General features: G+C 34.9%; 18 protein-coding genes. 10 read left to right on the top strand and 8 right to left on the bottom strand.

Features of this window, described 5'->3' with window-relative positions:
- Window positions 1-94 precede the first annotated feature (94 nt).
- The 3 genes from mtnK to SUDEN_RS10225 are packed head-to-tail and all read left to right on the top strand — an operon-like array spanning window position 95 to window position 4,350.
- The gene (gene mtnK / locus SUDEN_RS10235; RefSeq protein WP_011373586.1) at window positions 95-1,315 is read left to right on the top strand and encodes an S-methyl-5-thioribose kinase; all 1,221 of its coding nucleotides are present in this window, start codon (window positions 95-97) and stop codon (window positions 1,313-1,315) included.
- On the top strand, window positions 1,305-2,384 hold the full coding sequence (gene mtnA / locus SUDEN_RS10230; RefSeq protein WP_011373585.1) for an S-methyl-5-thioribose-1-phosphate isomerase: 1,080 nt from the start codon (window positions 1,305-1,307) through the stop codon (window positions 2,382-2,384). Before mtnK ends, mtnA begins: the two co-directional genes overlap by 11 nt.
- 4 nt (window positions 2,385-2,388) lie before the next feature.
- Window positions 2,389-4,350 carry a bifunctional aldolase/short-chain dehydrogenase gene (locus tag SUDEN_RS10225; protein ID WP_011373584.1) on the top strand — a complete coding sequence of 654 codons (1,962 nt, stop codon included), beginning with the start codon at window positions 2,389-2,391 and terminating at the stop codon, window positions 4,348-4,350.
- 6 nt (window positions 4,351-4,356) lie between these two features.
- Here the strand turns inward: SUDEN_RS10225 and SUDEN_RS10220 are convergent, their stop codons facing one another.
- Complete coding sequence (locus SUDEN_RS10220) at window positions 4,357-4,800, bottom strand: hypothetical protein (protein WP_011373583.1); 444 nt, start codon at window positions 4,798-4,800, stop codon at window positions 4,357-4,359.
- Window positions 4,801-4,927: 127 nt separating this feature from the next.
- Here SUDEN_RS10220 and SUDEN_RS10215 point away from each other — a divergent pair, with 127 nt between their 5' ends.
- Both SUDEN_RS10215 and SUDEN_RS10210 read left to right on the top strand, forming a co-directional pair.
- Window positions 4,928-6,097: a nucleotide sugar dehydrogenase gene (locus tag SUDEN_RS10215; protein WP_011373582.1), complete on the top strand. Its 1,170-nt coding sequence runs from the start codon at window positions 4,928-4,930 to the stop codon at window positions 6,095-6,097.
- A 29-nt stretch (window positions 6,098-6,126) separates the two neighbouring features.
- On the top strand, window positions 6,127-8,925 hold the full coding sequence (locus SUDEN_RS10210; RefSeq protein WP_011373581.1) for a helicase-related protein: 2,799 nt from the start codon (window positions 6,127-6,129) through the stop codon (window positions 8,923-8,925).
- Window positions 8,926-9,107: 182 nt separating this feature from the next.
- Here SUDEN_RS10210 and SUDEN_RS10205 read toward each other — a convergent pair whose 3' ends face one another.
- The 3 genes from SUDEN_RS10205 to SUDEN_RS10195 all read right to left on the bottom strand — a co-directional run bounded on the left by SUDEN_RS10205 (window position 9,108) and on the right by SUDEN_RS10195 (window position 10,109).
- Window positions 9,108-9,365: a type II toxin-antitoxin system RelE family toxin gene (locus SUDEN_RS10205; RefSeq protein WP_011373580.1), complete on the bottom strand. Its 258-nt coding sequence runs from the start codon at window positions 9,363-9,365 to the stop codon at window positions 9,108-9,110.
- The gene (gene relB, locus SUDEN_RS10200) at window positions 9,355-9,564 is read right to left on the bottom strand and encodes a type II toxin-antitoxin system RelB family antitoxin (RefSeq protein WP_011373579.1); all 210 of its coding nucleotides are present in this window, start codon (window positions 9,562-9,564) and stop codon (window positions 9,355-9,357) included. The genes SUDEN_RS10205 and relB overlap by 11 nt, the downstream gene beginning before the upstream one ends.
- Before the next feature lie 68 nt (window positions 9,565-9,632).
- Window positions 9,633-10,109, bottom strand: coding sequence for a hypothetical protein (locus SUDEN_RS10195; protein ID WP_011373578.1), 477 nt, complete (start codon window positions 10,107-10,109; stop codon window positions 9,633-9,635).
- A gap of 213 nt (window positions 10,110-10,322) precedes the next feature.
- Here SUDEN_RS10195 and SUDEN_RS10190 point away from each other — a divergent pair, with 213 nt between their 5' ends.
- A complete protein-coding gene (locus SUDEN_RS10190; protein WP_011373577.1) occupies window positions 10,323-10,946 on the top strand; it encodes a DsbA family protein in 624 nt (207 codons plus the stop codon).
- 85 nt (window positions 10,947-11,031) lie between these two features.
- Here the strand turns inward: SUDEN_RS10190 and SUDEN_RS10185 are convergent, their stop codons facing one another.
- The gene (locus tag SUDEN_RS10185) at window positions 11,032-12,321 is read right to left on the bottom strand and encodes a sensor domain-containing diguanylate cyclase (protein WP_011373576.1); all 1,290 of its coding nucleotides are present in this window, start codon (window positions 12,319-12,321) and stop codon (window positions 11,032-11,034) included.
- A 238-nt stretch (window positions 12,322-12,559) separates the two neighbouring features.
- On the opposite strand from SUDEN_RS10185, the gene SUDEN_RS10180 reads away from it, so the two are divergent.
- Window positions 12,560-13,033, top strand: a complete 474-nt coding sequence (locus SUDEN_RS10180) for a pyridoxamine 5'-phosphate oxidase family protein (protein WP_011373575.1) — start codon at window positions 12,560-12,562, stop codon at window positions 13,031-13,033.
- 34 nt (window positions 13,034-13,067) lie between these two features.
- On the opposite strand, the gene SUDEN_RS10175 is transcribed toward SUDEN_RS10180, so the two are convergent.
- The gene (locus SUDEN_RS10175) at window positions 13,068-13,262 is read right to left on the bottom strand and encodes a YwbE family protein (protein ID WP_011373574.1); all 195 of its coding nucleotides are present in this window, start codon (window positions 13,260-13,262) and stop codon (window positions 13,068-13,070) included.
- A gap of 215 nt (window positions 13,263-13,477) precedes the next feature.
- Between SUDEN_RS10175 and SUDEN_RS10170 the strand changes: the two genes are divergently transcribed.
- Entirely contained in the window at window positions 13,478-13,687 is a 210-nt protein-coding gene (locus tag SUDEN_RS10170) for a hypothetical protein (RefSeq protein WP_011373573.1), read from the top strand.
- A complete protein-coding gene (locus SUDEN_RS10165) occupies window positions 13,687-13,992 on the top strand; it encodes a type II toxin-antitoxin system RelE/ParE family toxin (protein WP_041672340.1) in 306 nt (101 codons plus the stop codon). The genes SUDEN_RS10170 and SUDEN_RS10165 overlap by 1 nt, the downstream gene beginning before the upstream one ends.
- Window positions 13,993-14,176: 184 nt before the next feature.
- Here SUDEN_RS10165 and SUDEN_RS10160 read toward each other — a convergent pair whose 3' ends face one another.
- Window positions 14,177-14,419, bottom strand: coding sequence for a DUF2442 domain-containing protein (locus SUDEN_RS10160; protein WP_011373572.1), 243 nt, complete (start codon window positions 14,417-14,419; stop codon window positions 14,177-14,179).
- A gap of 199 nt (window positions 14,420-14,618) precedes the next feature.
- Here SUDEN_RS10160 and SUDEN_RS10155 point away from each other — a divergent pair, with 199 nt between their 5' ends.
- Entirely contained in the window at window positions 14,619-14,846 is a 228-nt protein-coding gene (locus SUDEN_RS10155) for a type II toxin-antitoxin system RelE family toxin (protein WP_041672338.1), read from the top strand.
- Between the two features lie 327 nt (window positions 14,847-15,173).
- Here SUDEN_RS10155 and SUDEN_RS10150 read toward each other — a convergent pair whose 3' ends face one another.
- Window positions 15,174-15,434 (bottom strand): type II toxin-antitoxin system RelE family toxin, encoded by a 261-nt coding sequence (locus SUDEN_RS10150; RefSeq protein WP_011373569.1) that lies wholly within the window; start codon window positions 15,432-15,434, stop codon window positions 15,174-15,176.
- Window positions 15,435-15,437: the final 3 nt, after the last annotated feature.

Below are 15,437 nucleotides of genomic sequence, written 5' to 3'. Positions count from 1 at the left end.
GCCCCTTAACTGATAAATGTCGTCTCTAATTATGCTACAATTTTTCTAAAATGTAAAATATTTTATATGAAAATTTTTGATTACAAGAGGGATTATGAACTATAAAAAATTAGATAAGTTAACTGTTTTAGAGTATATCTTAGATGTAAATAGTGTTATGAGTTACTTTGGTGAAGATGAGCTGCAAGCCGATGAAATAGGTGATGGGAACTTAAATTTTGTATATAAAATAAGTTCGCTCAAAGATACACAAAAAGCTCTTATTTTAAAACAGGCTGTTCCATATCTGCGTTGCGTTGGTGAAGAGTTTGCTCTTAGTAGAGAGAGAATGAACTATGAGATACGGGCGTTGCAAAAATTTTATTCCATATTTCCTAGTTTTATTCCAAAAGTGTATCACTCAAGTGAAAGTATGAGTTTGGTAGTCATGGAGTATTTGGACTCACATGTAATTATGAGAAAAGGTCTTTTGGATAAAGTAGAGTATAAAAAATTTAGTGAGCAGATATCTACTTTTATGGCTGCAACACTTTTTTATACTTCATCTTTGCACTTAAGCAGCTCTGAGAAGAGAGCGCTTATTGATAGATTTAACTCTAATGTTGAGTTATGCAAACTAAGTGAAGATTTGGTTTTTAGCTTTGCTTTTATGGAGCATGAGACTAATATCAACATGGAAGATGACGAAAATGCAAAAAGACTTTTTTTGGATATGGAGCTTAAAGAGAGGATTTTAGAGTTAAAATATAAGTTTATGACTCAAAATGATGCACTTCTACATGGAGATTTACATACTGGTTCAATTATGATTAATGAGAAAGAAGCGTGTGTCATTGACCCTGAATTTGCTTTTGTTGGACCTTTTGGTTTCGATTTAGGTGTACTGTTGGCAAACTTTGTTAGCAGTTATGTTTATCACTCAGTTGTAAGCAGAGATGATGAGTATAGAGAGTGGATTCTTTTAAGCATAAAAGAGTTTTTGGCAAAGTTTCAAGCTAAGTTTTTAGATTTTTGGAGTGAGTCCAAAAATTCTGCACTCTTAGTAGATGGATATATGGATAAGGCTGCACTTGAAGCGTATAAAAAGAAATTTATAAGAGATGTATTTCGTGATAGTGTCGGTTTTGCTGGATGTGAAGCAGCACGAAGAGTGTATGGCGTTGCTGGGGTAGAAGAGATAAGAGGGATAAGCGATAAACTCTTAAGAGCTGAGGCTGAGGCTTTGGTGCTGAAGATAGCAAGGGAGTTTTTGATGAATTATAAAACTATACAAAATTGTGATGAGATATTGGAGATATTAAGAGATGCAAGGTAACTACAAAGCGCTGTGGCTAAATGATGATCTTTTTGATGAGTGTTTAGAGGTAATTGACCAAAGATTGCTTCCTTTTATCTATGATACAAGGCATCTAACTACAACTGAGGAAGTTGTAACTGCTATAAAAAATATGACAGTTCGCGGGGCTGGAGTTATAGGAAGTGTTGCGGCTTTTGGAATCTATATAGCAGCGATGGAGGTTGAGGGAGACTATGAGCTACTTAAAGAAAAAGCCTTGCTTATTAGAGAGTCTCGTCCAACTGCTATAAACCTTATGTGGGCTGTGGATAAGATGATGGAGCTTTTAAGCGCCTCTGCAAACTTAATTGAAGATGCAAGATCTTTTGCGATAGAACTAAATGATGCTGAAGCGCTTGAGAGCCAAAAAATAGCTGAGTTTGGCTGTGAGATTATAGAAGAGATACTAAAGCAAAAAAATAAAACTCGCATAAACATCTTAACCCACTGTAATGCAGGTTGGTTGGCAGTAATAGATGAGGGAACAGCACTAGCCCCAATCTATGAAGCAAAAAGAAGAGGAATTGATGTTCATGTTTGGGTTGATGAGACACGCCCTAGGAATCAAGGCGCTTCACTTACTGCATGGGAACTATCCAAAGAGGGGATAGAGCATACTATCATAGCTGATAATATGGGCGGACTTTTGATGCAAAGAGGCGAGGTGGATATGGTAATCGTTGGGGCTGATAGAGTAAGTGCAAATGGAGATGTGGCGAACAAGATAGGAACTTATCTAAAAGCACTCGCAGCTCATGATAACGGAGTTCCTTTTTATGTGGCAATCCCCGCTTCTACTTTTGATTTTGAGATAAAAGATGGCGTAAAAGAGATACCAATTGAAGAGAGAAGTGGCGATGAGGTTAAGTTTATAAGAGGAGTGGATGAAGATGGAGTTTTGCGCAGAGTGCGAATTACACCAGAGGACTCCCCTACCAAAAACTATGGTTTTGATGTAACTCCAGCAAGGCTAATAAGCGCTCTTATAACAAACAAAGGTGTTTGCAGAGCAAATTTTGATGAAATAAAAGAAAAGTTTAGAGGATAAGATATTGAAAAGTTTATGGGATAACAAAGAAGCGCAAAATTATAAAACAGACTTGGATTTGAGGGTTTATACCTCAAGACTGCTTGGGCGAGATAGCTCTTTGGTTCTGCATGGTGGCGGAAATACTTCTGTAAAATCAACTGCAACAAACCTTTTTGGTGAGGTAGAGGAGATTTTGTATGTAAAAGGAAGCGGATGGGATTTGGCAACCATTGAAGCTGAGGGTTTTGCTCCTGTAAAAATGGAGATGCTTCTTAAAATGGCAGAGTTAAAAGAGTTAAGCGATACAGATATGGTAAAGTACCAACGACTCTCCATGACAAATCCATCCGCACCAAACCCATCAGTTGAAGCGATACTGCATGCGATTATCCCTTTTAAGTTTGTTGACCACACTCACACTGATGCAGTTGTAACCATTACAAATACAGAGGGTGGTGAAGATAAAATCAGGGAGATTTATGGAGATAGTGTTTTGGTTATCCCATACATTATGCCTGGATTTGTTCTTGCAAAACTGGTTTATGAGATGACAAAAGAAGTTGACTGGAGCAAATTAGAGGGAATGGTTCTTATGAATCATGGGCTATTTACATTTAGTAATGAGGCAAAAGAGTCGTATGAGAAAACCATAGAGCTTGTGGATATGGCAGAGAAGTATCTAAAAGACAATGGAGCACAGCTACATGTAGAAAAAAGCAGTGCTAACATTGAGACTCTTACTCTTGCAAAAATTCGCAAGGAAGTCTCTAGTTTAAAGGGAAAAGCAACTATCTCAATCTTTAACGATAGTGATTTAGCACTTCACTTCTCAAAACAAAATATCGATAAAATTGCCACTCAAGGACCTCTAACGCCAGACCATGTTATACGAACAAAGAGAATTCCATCTATTTTGGGAGATGATTTTAAGAGTGATTTGGCAAACTATGTAAAAGCGTATAGAGACTATTTTGAAGCAAATAAAACAGATGAGACGATGTTAAATCCTGCGCCAAATTATGCGATTTTAAGAGGCAGAGGAGCACTTAGTTTTGGGGAAAATGCAAAAGATGCAAATATTATCAAAGATATAAATGAGCACACTTATGAAGCAATACTAAGGGCTGAGAAACTTGGCGGATATAGAGCACTAAGCCCTGCTAAAATCTTTGAAGTAGGGTACTGGTCTCTTGAACAAGCAAAACTAAAAAGCGGAGCAAAAGCATCTGAGTTTAGTGGAAAAATAGCTCTTGTAACTGGAGGGGCAAGTGGTATAGGTCTAGCAATTGCTAAGATGTTAAATGCGAGAGGTGCGGCAGTTGTTGCTCTTGATATAAATCCAGATGTTGAGAGAATCTTTAACAGAGCCGATGCGATAGGTATTAGATGTGACCTTACATGCAGTGATGACATCCAAAGCGCAATCTCAAAAACTGTTAAAAGTTTTGGCGGAATAGACATAGTTGTAAGTAACGCTGGAATTTTCACACCGAGCCAAAATCTTGATGAGTTAAGTGATGAAAATTGGCAAAGAAGTATGGATATAAATCTTACCTCACACCAAAAGCTTCTAAAATATAGCGCACCATTTTTAAAGTTAGGAGTTGAGCCTTGTATAGTTATGGTGGCTTCTAAGAATTTTCCAGCTCCTGGTAAAGGTGCGGCTGCTTACTCAGTTGCAAAAGCAGGACAGACTCAACTCGCACGTATTGCTGCGTTAGAGCTTGGAGAGTTTGGAGTAAGAGTAAATACACTCCATCCACATGCAGTTTTTGATACAGCTATCTGGAGTGATGAGGTTTTGGCAAATCGTGCAAAAGCTTACAAAATGAGTGTTGAAGAGTATAAAACAAACAATGTTTTAAAGACTGAAATTTGCTCAAACGATGTAGCAGAACTTGTCTGCGCAATGGCAGGAAAACCTTTTGCAAAAACAACAGGTGCTCAAGTTGCAATAGATGGCGGAAGTGATAGGATAATATAATCCTATCTACTTCATGTAGAGCATTCTTTTGATATTATCAGGCATATTCTCAAGAGCAAAATATTTTTGACTTTTTATATAGGTTGGGTATTTAAAATCTTTTGATGTTACAAGAGAGTAGAGTTTTTTTAGATGTTCGTTTTCTATGACTTTATATTTTATCTCCATCTCTTTGGCAATGCGTAGAAAAAATGTAAGTAAAACGGCTTGGGCTTTCTCATTTATTGCATCATTTTTGATAACTTCATCAAACTCTCCTCTCATTGTCAAAACATTGTACTCACAAAGTTCATCAAGTTTATCACCATCTTCTGTACCTAAATAGTCCAAAATATCCAAAATAAGATTTAAAAAAAGAAGATTTGTTTTATCTATAACCATATTGTTTTTTTGAAGTTTTTCTCTGTATGCCAAAATATCACTCTGCGCATCTTTAAAATAAGCCACCATTTTAAAACCTTTTTATAATAAATTTTTATAAAAATATTTTAGCGCTAAAAGGCTAAGATACGCCTTTGTAAGTCGCTTTAAAGTAGAAATTTTATAGAATAAGAAATATTATAAAAGGGCACAAAAGATGAAAATAGCGATAGCAGGAACAGGATATGTGGGCTTAAGTAATGGGATTCTTTTATCTCAACACAATGAAGTCGTTGCTCTTGATATCATCCCTCAAAAAGTTGAAATGCTAAATAAAAAAATCTCTCCCATTGAAGATAAAGAGATAGAAGAGTATCTAGTGCGTGATGATTTAAATTTTAGAGCGACACTAGATAAACAAGAAGCATACATTGGCGCTACTTATGTCATCATCGCAACGCCTACCGATTATGATACGCAGACAAATTACTTTAACACAAAATCTATTGAGTATGTAATTGCTGATGTTTTGAGTATAAATCCAGATGCTGTTATGGTCATAAAATCAACCGTTCCAGTTGGATATGTAAATAGCCTAAAGGAGAAATTTAAAACCCAAAATATCATCTTTTCTCCTGAGTTTTTAAGAGAAGGATTAGCCCTCCATGATAATCTTTATCCTAGCCGCATCATAGTTGGCGAACAGAGCCAGAGAGCTAAAATTTTTGCAGAACTCTTAGCGCAAGGTGCAATCAAAAAAGATATACCTATTCTCTTTACGGACTCAACAGAAGCTGAGGCGATAAAACTATTTGCAAACACCTATCTCGCCATGAGAGTAGCCTATTTTAATGAGCTTGACTCTTATGCACAATCACATGGTCTTGATACCAAACAGATTATAGAGGGCGTTGGACTAGACCCTAGAATCGGTACGCACTACAACAATCCCTCTTTTGGATATGGCGGGTATTGTCTTCCAAAAGATACAAAACAGCTCTTGGCAAACTACTCAAACGTACCCTCAAATATGATAGAGGCAATTGTAAAATCAAACAGCACAAGAAAAGATTTTATAGCAGATAGCATTTTGGCGAAAAAACCTAAGATAGTGGGTGTATATAGACTTGTGATGAAGAGCGGAAGCGATAATTTTAGAAGCAGTGCTATTCAAGGGATTATGAAGCGTATAAAGGCCAAAGGTATAGAGGTTGTTATATATGAACCAGTGCTTGAAGAGAGTGAGTTTTTCAACTCAAGAGTTATCAAAGATTTAGATGAGTTTAAGGCAATAAGTGATGTTGTGGTGGCAAACAGATTAAACGAAAACATCATGGATATAAAAGAGAAAGTTTATACAAGAGATATTTTCAATAGTGACTCATAGAGATATTATCCTGACATGGAGCCGCTTTAATGGCAAAGAAAAATAAGAAAAACTCTAAAATAAACCAAAAAATCAAGAAATATTTTGATGATGACCCTTTTGATGTTGGTGTTGCAAGAGTAAGTACGCAAACACTAAGCGAACTTTTTAACTATCTTGGAATTTATGATATAGAAAAAAGTCAAGATATGCTTCTAAAGATGGCAAGAGTGCTCTGGAGTGAAGCAGATAGTGATATTAGAGTAGATATTTTTAACTTCTTTGCGCACAATGGCACAGTCTATAAAGCAACAAGCAGAGTCGAGCCGAGTTTAGAGAGAAATGAGAAGATAGAGTCTCTTATATCTGAGTTAAATGTTATTGAGCAAGAGGCCAAAGCCCTCCATGAAGCCTTTAGTGATGTTAGAAGCAAAAAAATAACAATCGAGAAGATGGAGTCAAAGCTCTCTCATATTCGCTTTAGTTTTAAAAAAGAGCGCCTCCAAAAGAGAGTTGATGGCGTTTTTGATATAGATGACTCCATAGAGTTTAACGCCTCTTTAAAGTACGCACTCTTTGGGCAAAATTTTCATAAAATATTAACTCTCAACACAAAAACATTTGAGTATGAGCATCTAAGAGATGGCGATGAAGATGAGTTATCAAACGAGATAGAAAAAGCAAAAGAGCTCTCAACGCTTAAAAAACAGCAAGAGATAGATAGTTTCATAAAAAACCTCAAAGACCCGCATCCACATCTAAGCCAAAAAGAGATTTTACATGCGCTAAGAGTTGTACCGCCAAAGAGCAAACTCTCTTATCCTATGCTAAAAGAGAGCGTTATTCATAGTGTTGTTAATGGAGCGCTTGGGGAAGTAGAGATAGATATAAGTGATGAAGAGTTGCTTGTTTTGCTACCTCAAAGCGTAAAACTGCCACACTCAAATAGGGAACAACTATACACTCTTGAAGTACATATAGAGTTAAACTCTCTGCTAGAAGATATTTGGAAGGGCGAAAATGTAGATTTTAGCGCCACAATAGAGGAGTTTAAAAAAGAGCATGAAGAGCATTTTTTAAATGACTTAACCTCTTTGGTTGATGAGTGCAGATCTTACGCCACGCTTTTACACCTTAGTAATGAAGTGCTTTATGACAAGGTTTATGATGTACTCTTAGAGCTTCTAAGTGCTTCACTCAATCTATCGCCAAAGATAGCTAGAAAAAGTGTAAAGAGATTTATCTACTCAATTTCAGAAGAGATAGCCAAAAAGCAGAGATATGAGCTCTTAGCGAGAACTATAAGAGAGTTTAAAAATCTTTTTCCACTTGCAAGAGATATGCGAAGAAAATTGACTCTTCACATAGGACCTACAAACAGCGGTAAAACATATCAAGCTATGCAGAAACTAAAGAGCGCAGATACTGGCTACTACCTTGCTCCGCTTAGACTCTTAGCACTAGAGGGTTATGAGGATTTGAGAGATGATGGTATAAGCGCATCTTTGATAACTGGAGAAGAGCAGATAGTTGATGAAGATGCAACGCACATAAGCTCAACTATTGAGATGGTAAATTTTGATGTTGATGTGGACGTTTGTGTAATCGATGAGGTGCAGATGCTAGATGATAGAGACCGTGGCTGGGCATGGGCAAATGCTATCATTGGCGCACCAGCAAAAGAGATTATCATGACAGGTTCCATAAACGCAAAAGAGGCAATTATAGCACTAGCAGAGTATCTAGGGGAAGAGCTTGAAATCATAGAGTTTGAGAGAAAAAATCCTCTTATTCTCTTAGACTCTCCAACGCATGAGAAAGATGTAGAAGCAAATACAGCGATAATAGCTTTTAGCAGAAAAGATGTCTTAAAACTCAAGCAAGTTTTTTCAAAACACTTTAGCGTAAGCGTTGTTTATGGCAACCTCTCCCCAGAGGTTAGACGTGAGGAAGCAAGAAGATTTCGCTCAGGCGAGACACAGGTTCTTGTCGCAACGGACGCTATTGCAATGGGTATGAATCTACCTATAAAAACCATACTTTTTTCAAAAGCAGAGAAGTTTGATGGAGTAAATGACAGAACGCTTATACCAAGTGAAATACATCAGATTTCTGGTCGTGCGGGAAGATATGGGCTCCATGAAAAGGGCTATGTTGGGGCGCTTAGCGGCGACGTCTTAAACATCATAAAGAAAAACTTTAACAAAGAGGCAAAGAGTATAACCATACCTTTTAGAGTGATGGCAAACTTAGACCACATCAAACTTGTCGGAACTATTCTAGAAGAGAAATCACTGCATGAGATTTTAAAGTTTTTTGTAAAAAATATGGAGTTTGACGGTCCATTCGTGGCAACAAATTTGGATGACATGTTAGAAATCTCAACTCTTGTAGATACCTATAATTTGGATTTAGTTACAAAATACCACCTTGCTTGTGCGCCTATGACCTTAAAATCGCCATATATAGTAAGCGCTTTTGAGAGTTATCTAAACACACTAGAAAAAAATATGCCTGTTGCTTATGTCGCACCAGTGCTAAGCGGTGCGTATGCGCAAACAACAGATGAGTTACTCCGCGCTGAGGATATGGTAAAAGAAATTTCACTCTATCTCTGGCTGAGTTACAGATTTAGCGACTTTTTTATCGATGCCAACAGAGCAAGAGCTTCAAGAGGAGTGCTAAATAAGTTTATAGAAAATACTCTCCAACAGAGCCAACTCGCCACCAAGTGCAGAATGTGTAGCGCACCTCTTCCGCCAAACTCCCCTTATGGAATCTGTCAGGCATGTTTTAAGAAAAACTATGCAGGACAAGGAGTGAGTAACAGAGGGTATAGAAAAAAATGATTTCAGTAAAATATCTTCATCAGGTTCAATCCCTTTTGCTCTCGGGGTTTATGAGTTTTATCATGTCGGGAGCGGTAAAAGAAATAATGACTTTAGAGAAACATGACGATTATCAACTTGCAGGAAAAACGGGAAGCTTCTTTTTCGGCTAACCTAAACTTAATGCATCTTTTCTTAAAATTCTATTTATAAATATCTTTACGATGCCCAATTTTAATGACAATTACAACTACTTCATCATCATTTATTTCATAAATAACCCTGTAATCAAAAACTCGTAAACGATAATAAGGGGAGAGATTACCTACGAGAGGTTTCCCAAGATGTGGATTTTCTACAAGCTTTGTTTTAATGACTTCTATAATTTTCTTTTGCCACAACTTATCAATTTGTTTTAAATCTTTAATGACTTTGTCATCAATCAAGAGTTTATAACTCAAGCGCTCTCTCTAGCTCCTCAAGTGTTATAAGGTTTCTATCCTCTGCGTTTGAGCGTTTTTGCACTTCATAATACTCCTGCATATCATCAAGATAGTTTCTCAAAGCCTCTTTAACAAAAAAACTCTTTGGTCGTTTTGTTGCTTCTGCAAGTGCATTTAACTGCGCTTCCATGCTATTTTCAAGTCGTATTGAAAGCATTTTGTCTCCTTTGTATTACATGTCATGCAATTATATCATAGTATCTAAATCGGATTTAATTTGTTGAACTATAACTTTAGCAACTCTTCTAGCGGTGTAGCTCTCTTTTGCGAATTTAGATGAGTCTCTAAGAGAGTATTTCCGTTAAGTCTGTATTTGGCAGTTTTTATCTCATCTTCCATCTTCTCTTTCATCTCTTCTACAAGTTTCGCCTTAAAAGCCTCTACTAGTTTTGCTATATCTTGCAAAGCCTCAGGAGAGTCACCCATATTGTCTATGAGCTTTTGTTTATACTCTTGAACAAGTGCTTCTATTTTTTCTTTATTTAAATCTGCTAAAAATTTTGCAGCACCTTTTTCACGAAGTTTTTTTAGAAAATCTGCAAGAGCGCCATCCATTTGCGACTCTTTAGTCTCTTTTTCCTCTTCTCGTGTATATGGAATTTCAAATTTTTGCTCAGAATCAACTTTAGAGCCCCTGTTTTCTTTTGTTTGAAAGCTCTGTGTCATATTTGTATTGTTTAGATAAGTAGTTCCTACATCCATGATAGCTCCTCTATATTTTTAAGTAAAAATAAGAAGCAAATATAGTTCCGATACAAAAAAAGAGTCTATCTTAGTTTTAGTGCGTAATATCAAATGCAAGTATCCACAAATGGAACTTTAGGACTAAAGAAGCTACAGAACATCAAATTAAATATTAACTTATAATAAAGCCTACTACTATATAATCGAGTAAAATATAGGAGGTGCTTAATTATGACTCATACTTTATACTATGTTTATGACCCTATGTGCTCTTGGTGCTACGCTTTTAGAGATACTTTTAAAAAAGTTAAAAAAGGTTTGCCTTCAAATGTTGAAGTTGTGTATGTTGCTGGTGGTTTGGCACCTCATAGTGATGAGCCTATGGAGCAAGGATTTAGAGATAAAATTCAAGCGATTTGGTATCAGATTGAGAAGGTTGTAGGAACTAAATTCAATCATGATTTTTGGATAAAATGCACGCCTAAACTCTCCACTTATCTGGCTTGTCAAGCAACTTTAGCTGCAAAAAATCAAGGCAAAGAAGAGGAGATGATTGAGGCTATACAAACTGCCTATTATCTAAGAGCTATGAATCCCAGTGATGAAGATATGCTCCTTAATGTGGCTAAAGAGTTAGAACTAAATATAGAAAAATTTAAAAATGACCTTTACTCAGATGTAACAGTTAAAAATTTTAGTGAAAAAATGAATTTAAAAATAGCACTTAACGTGAGAGGATTTCCATCTTTAGTGCTTCAACATGGAAAAAACATCTCTCCAATAGCTATTAAATTCAACGAACCAGAAGCAATACTAGATCAGATAAAGAACTTAACAACAGATGTCAATTTTTAAAAAAAGTGGTGACTGACACCACTTTGCTTTGCTCCGCTTCAGCGGTTGGTTAATTTTGTTATCACGATAAAAGCAGAGATTTTAGCTAACATGATTCTACTCTGTTTCTTCCGTTTCGCTTTGCAAGATATAGTTTCTGGTCAACTTGCATAATGTACTCATCAAGAAAACTCTTTTTGTAGTGATACTCTGGTTTTATTTCCATTGTGCCTACGCTAAGAGTTGCTTGAATCTCTTTACCTTCAAAATGCAACTTGCTTTCTTGAAAATCTTTACGAATTTTTTCTAAAACTTGGCACCCTTTTTCTTTGTCAACAGCTGGGAGAATTATTATGAACTCTTCACCGCCATATCTTATGATAATGTCGGAATTTCTGATGTTTTTCTTTACTATTTTTACAAAATTTATTAGAATTTTATCTCCTGCAACATGTCCGTATGTGTCGTTGATATTTTTGAAAAAATCTAAGTCACACATAGCCAAAATAAAATGGTTGCCCGTTGCAAATGAGAGTTCATACTGACTCTCAAAGATATTTTTCAAGCTGTTTCTATTTAGTGCGCTTGTGAGTGAATCTTTTGTGATTTGTTGATTCATAAGGACGTTGTCTATCATGGCAAGTTCAGTGCCGATGCTCAGCGATATGAGTTCACACTTCTCAAGGTATGTAATTAGAATGTCATGCTCTTGGGTATGCATACGCATAAAAATTTTTTGTGCAAAGCGATGAAGGTTGTTATGCAGGGTATTGATGGCACTATATTTTGAGTTGTTATGAATTGTGTTTTTTCCATCATTATGAAGCCATTTTCCAAAACTACAATCTGTTGCTTCAAGCTCTGGAAAGATATCTAGATTTTTCTCTTTTATGGATTGCGCCAACTTTGTAAGCCAAGCAAGATGGTCCTCATAAAATCTAATCGTTTTTTTCTCTACCAAATCAGATATGGAAATCCTTCTTAGGTTATTTAGTGAGAGAACTAAATCTATATATTCGTCTAAATATACTTTCGCCACTCTGTTGCTTATATTTTTAAATAACATTAACATTTGGGAGATATAGAGATGCTCTCCACCCTGCGCAATTTTAGCCAACAAGATATGTTTGAGGGAAAAGAGCTCGTTCATGATGACAATATAGGGTGTTTTAAAAGAGCTCTCATATTTGGCAACTTTTTCAAAAAGATCCAAAATATACTCCTCTTCAAAATTGCTCTCAAAGGTATTTAAAATAGCTCTATAGTGGTTTGAAAATACAGACATAGAGACGCTATGCTCACTATCTACCTCTATACATGTAGTACATTTATCTAAAAATTCATCCAAAATTGCTTCTGTATCATCTTTGAATAGTGCAGAAAAATCATATATCATTAAAAAACCTTATCTTTCTTATATATTTTATTATAAGGTTAAGTTTATAAACAACCTTGTTTAATTTAATCACAATCTATCTCAATTAGACCTTAAGTAAAAGGTATCATTTTATATATTTTATACATGTGATAAAAATCTAAGTTTGTTATTACAAAAAGTAAAAAAGCAATTTTCGGGTTGTTTTTAGCTTACGGGTTACATTATACTGTCAACAAAAAAAAGGGGGGGGGTAGAAATGAGACATAGAACAAAAACTCATCTTTTGACTCAAGAGCAAATTTTAGAGTTATTGCATCGTGCTGAAGTTGGAAGAATGGGGACTTTTTCGAAGGATGGTTTTCCATATATTGTGCCTATGCACTTTGTATATTTTGACAATAAAATCTATATGCACGGATTGCCAATGGGTGAGAAAGTAGATAATATAAAATATAATCAAAATGTATGTTTTGAGGTAGATGAGATGCTTTCGTTATTATATGAAGGAGTTGAAAATCCATGTGATGTTAATACTGAATTCAACAGTATTATTATCCAAGGATATGCTTCTATTGTGGATGATTTTTATGAAAAACAAAAAGCACTTTCTCAAATAGTAAAAAAATTCACCCCACATCTGCTGGATAAAGAAATGCCCCCAAAGATGATAGAGGGAACTGCAGTCATTAGGATTAATATTATCAAATGTGTAGGAAGATATTACAAATAAAAAAGTGTGCCAATAGCAGGTTTGAAATTAAACCTTAGTTTATCTCTTTAACTCGTCCGACTTCACCACTCATCAAACGAACTTTTATGCCGTGATGGTGGTTTGGTGATTTTGTCAAAATATCCCTGACTATGCCATGTGTTAAAATTCCGCTGCGCTGATCTTGCTTTAAAACGATAGCTACACTTTGACCACTTTTTATATCTTTTCTTTGAGTTGCGTCTAACATGTATAAATTCCCTTTTGATTAGTAGATGTATTATAGTTAAAATTTGTAATTTAGAAGTAGTTTAAAATGAAGCAATTTCCTCACTCCCAAGTTGCACTTGGGGACTAGAAAAAAGTGGAGATTCATTCACAGGGGTGTAGTTAGTGTAGTTCTTGTTTATGAATTTTAGGTACAATTAAGAAAATTTAAACTCCATAAACAAGGGGAAACCTAAAATGCAAACACTTCATTTAAGAGCAGAAGATAAGACCATTGAGGTTGTTATGAGTATGCTTAATCAAATTTCACAAAAAGGTGAAGAGATTGAAATAATTGACAATCTTACCTATAATAAAGAACAGATGATGATTTTAAAAGCTCTTAATCAAGAGCAAAACGGTGAAACAATGGAGCATGATGAGTTATGGGGTGAATTACTAAAATAATGAAAATTGTTTATTCAAAAGAATCTTATGAGCAGTTGCAAAACATTAAAAAGTTTATCTCATTAGACAATAAAAAAACCGCTATTCAATATCTATCCAAAATCAAAAATAAAATAGAAATATTAGTAACTTACCCATACATCGGTAAAATCAATGCAACTATGAATATGCATCATATAAGGGACTATGTGGTGTTGGGATATAAAGTTATTTATAAAATAAACAAAGAGAATATAACCATATTAGCAATTTATAAATACATTGATTTTAATGAGAGAGATATATTCCATGATGATGAAAGCTGACACTGCAAACTAAAAAAATTAACATATAGTCTTTCCCTCAATAAACAAAATTTAAGAAAAAAGTGAGTTTTCTTCCTGTAATGGTACTTGACACCCTATGTTACATAATAGGGTCTGACCCCATTATTATATAAATGTTCAATACAAAATGGTGCCTGACATCCCCCTTGTTTTGGCTCAATGTTCAAGAAGCTTTTAGTTCGTGATTGATTTTATATGTGATAATACCGTTAAGTGAAATATCTTCATCTATTTCTTCAAAATGCACTCCAATCCCACCACCAATTATACGGTAGTTTAAAAGCTGCTCTTTTTTTGCATATTGAATTTTTTTAGTATAACTATAAGGAATAGTTAAAATATCATTACTTTTTAAATATATATAAATTTTATCACCGAAATCAACTCTTGTAATTGAAGTATTCATTCCATGCTCCTATAAGTTTTTGTTTATGCCCTTGTACATAAAATGGTGCCTGTCACCCCTTTTCAAACGACCAAAGAGTTTTTTGTTAAAGAAGCTTTGAGAAATTATCTTGATGATACGCAAGAGTATTATGAAGTGCAAAAACGCTCAAATGCAGAAGATAGAAATCTTATAACTCTTGAGGAGTTGGAGAGAGCGCTTGAGTTATAAACTCTTGATTGATGATAAAGTTATTAAAGATTTAAAACAAATTGATAAGTTGTGGCAAAAGAAAATTATAGAAGTCATTAAAACAAAGCTTGTAGAAAATCTCTCCCATTATTATCGCTTACTAGTTGCTGATTATAGGGTAATTTATGAGATAAAGGATGATGAAGTAGTTATAATCGTCATCAAAATTGGGCATCGTAAAGATATTTATAAATAGAATTAAAAAAACAGTTTAATGAAAAACTAAGACAAAAAGGTGGCGACTGACTCCTATGTTTTTGTGTTTTTGGAAGGATATTAAAAAGTTAGTTTTTTATGATATGATTTTTTATTGTTTGAACGACAAAAGATATCCTGTCTGACTAACTATCAGACTACTTTGAATAAGGGTTAGAGCTTCGGCTTTAGCCCTTTTTTTTTGCTTTTTTTTTCGGCAAAGGATGAGGTGGGCAAGAATTCAGAGGAAAGGAATCTTTTGAAGTTCAACATAGTAGTAGTCTTTTTGGTGCTAATGGTGTTCGCACCTATTTCCTTATTTCCATTTTTAATATATATCGCCTCTGTTATCACCGTTTTCCATATATATTATCAATTCATCTTCGACAACATCATATAAAAATCTATAATCGCTGATTCTTAATCTAAATCCATTGGCATTTCGCATCTTTTTGACATCTATATTATAGTTTGACGGATAAGGGTTATTTTGTAAAAGCTCAAATTTTTCTTTAATTTTTTGCTTGTCTTTTGGATTTCTACTGTTGATAAATTTAATAACTTTTTTATGAAGAATTATTTTGTACACTAA

The organism is Sulfurimonas denitrificans DSM 1251, assembly GCF_000012965.1.
Classification (GTDB): Bacteria; Campylobacterota; Campylobacteria; order Campylobacterales; family Sulfurimonadaceae; genus Sulfurimonas; species Sulfurimonas denitrificans.
The sequence above is the reverse complement of the archived record's forward strand: the minus strand, read 5'-3'. Positions and strand labels throughout refer to the sequence as shown.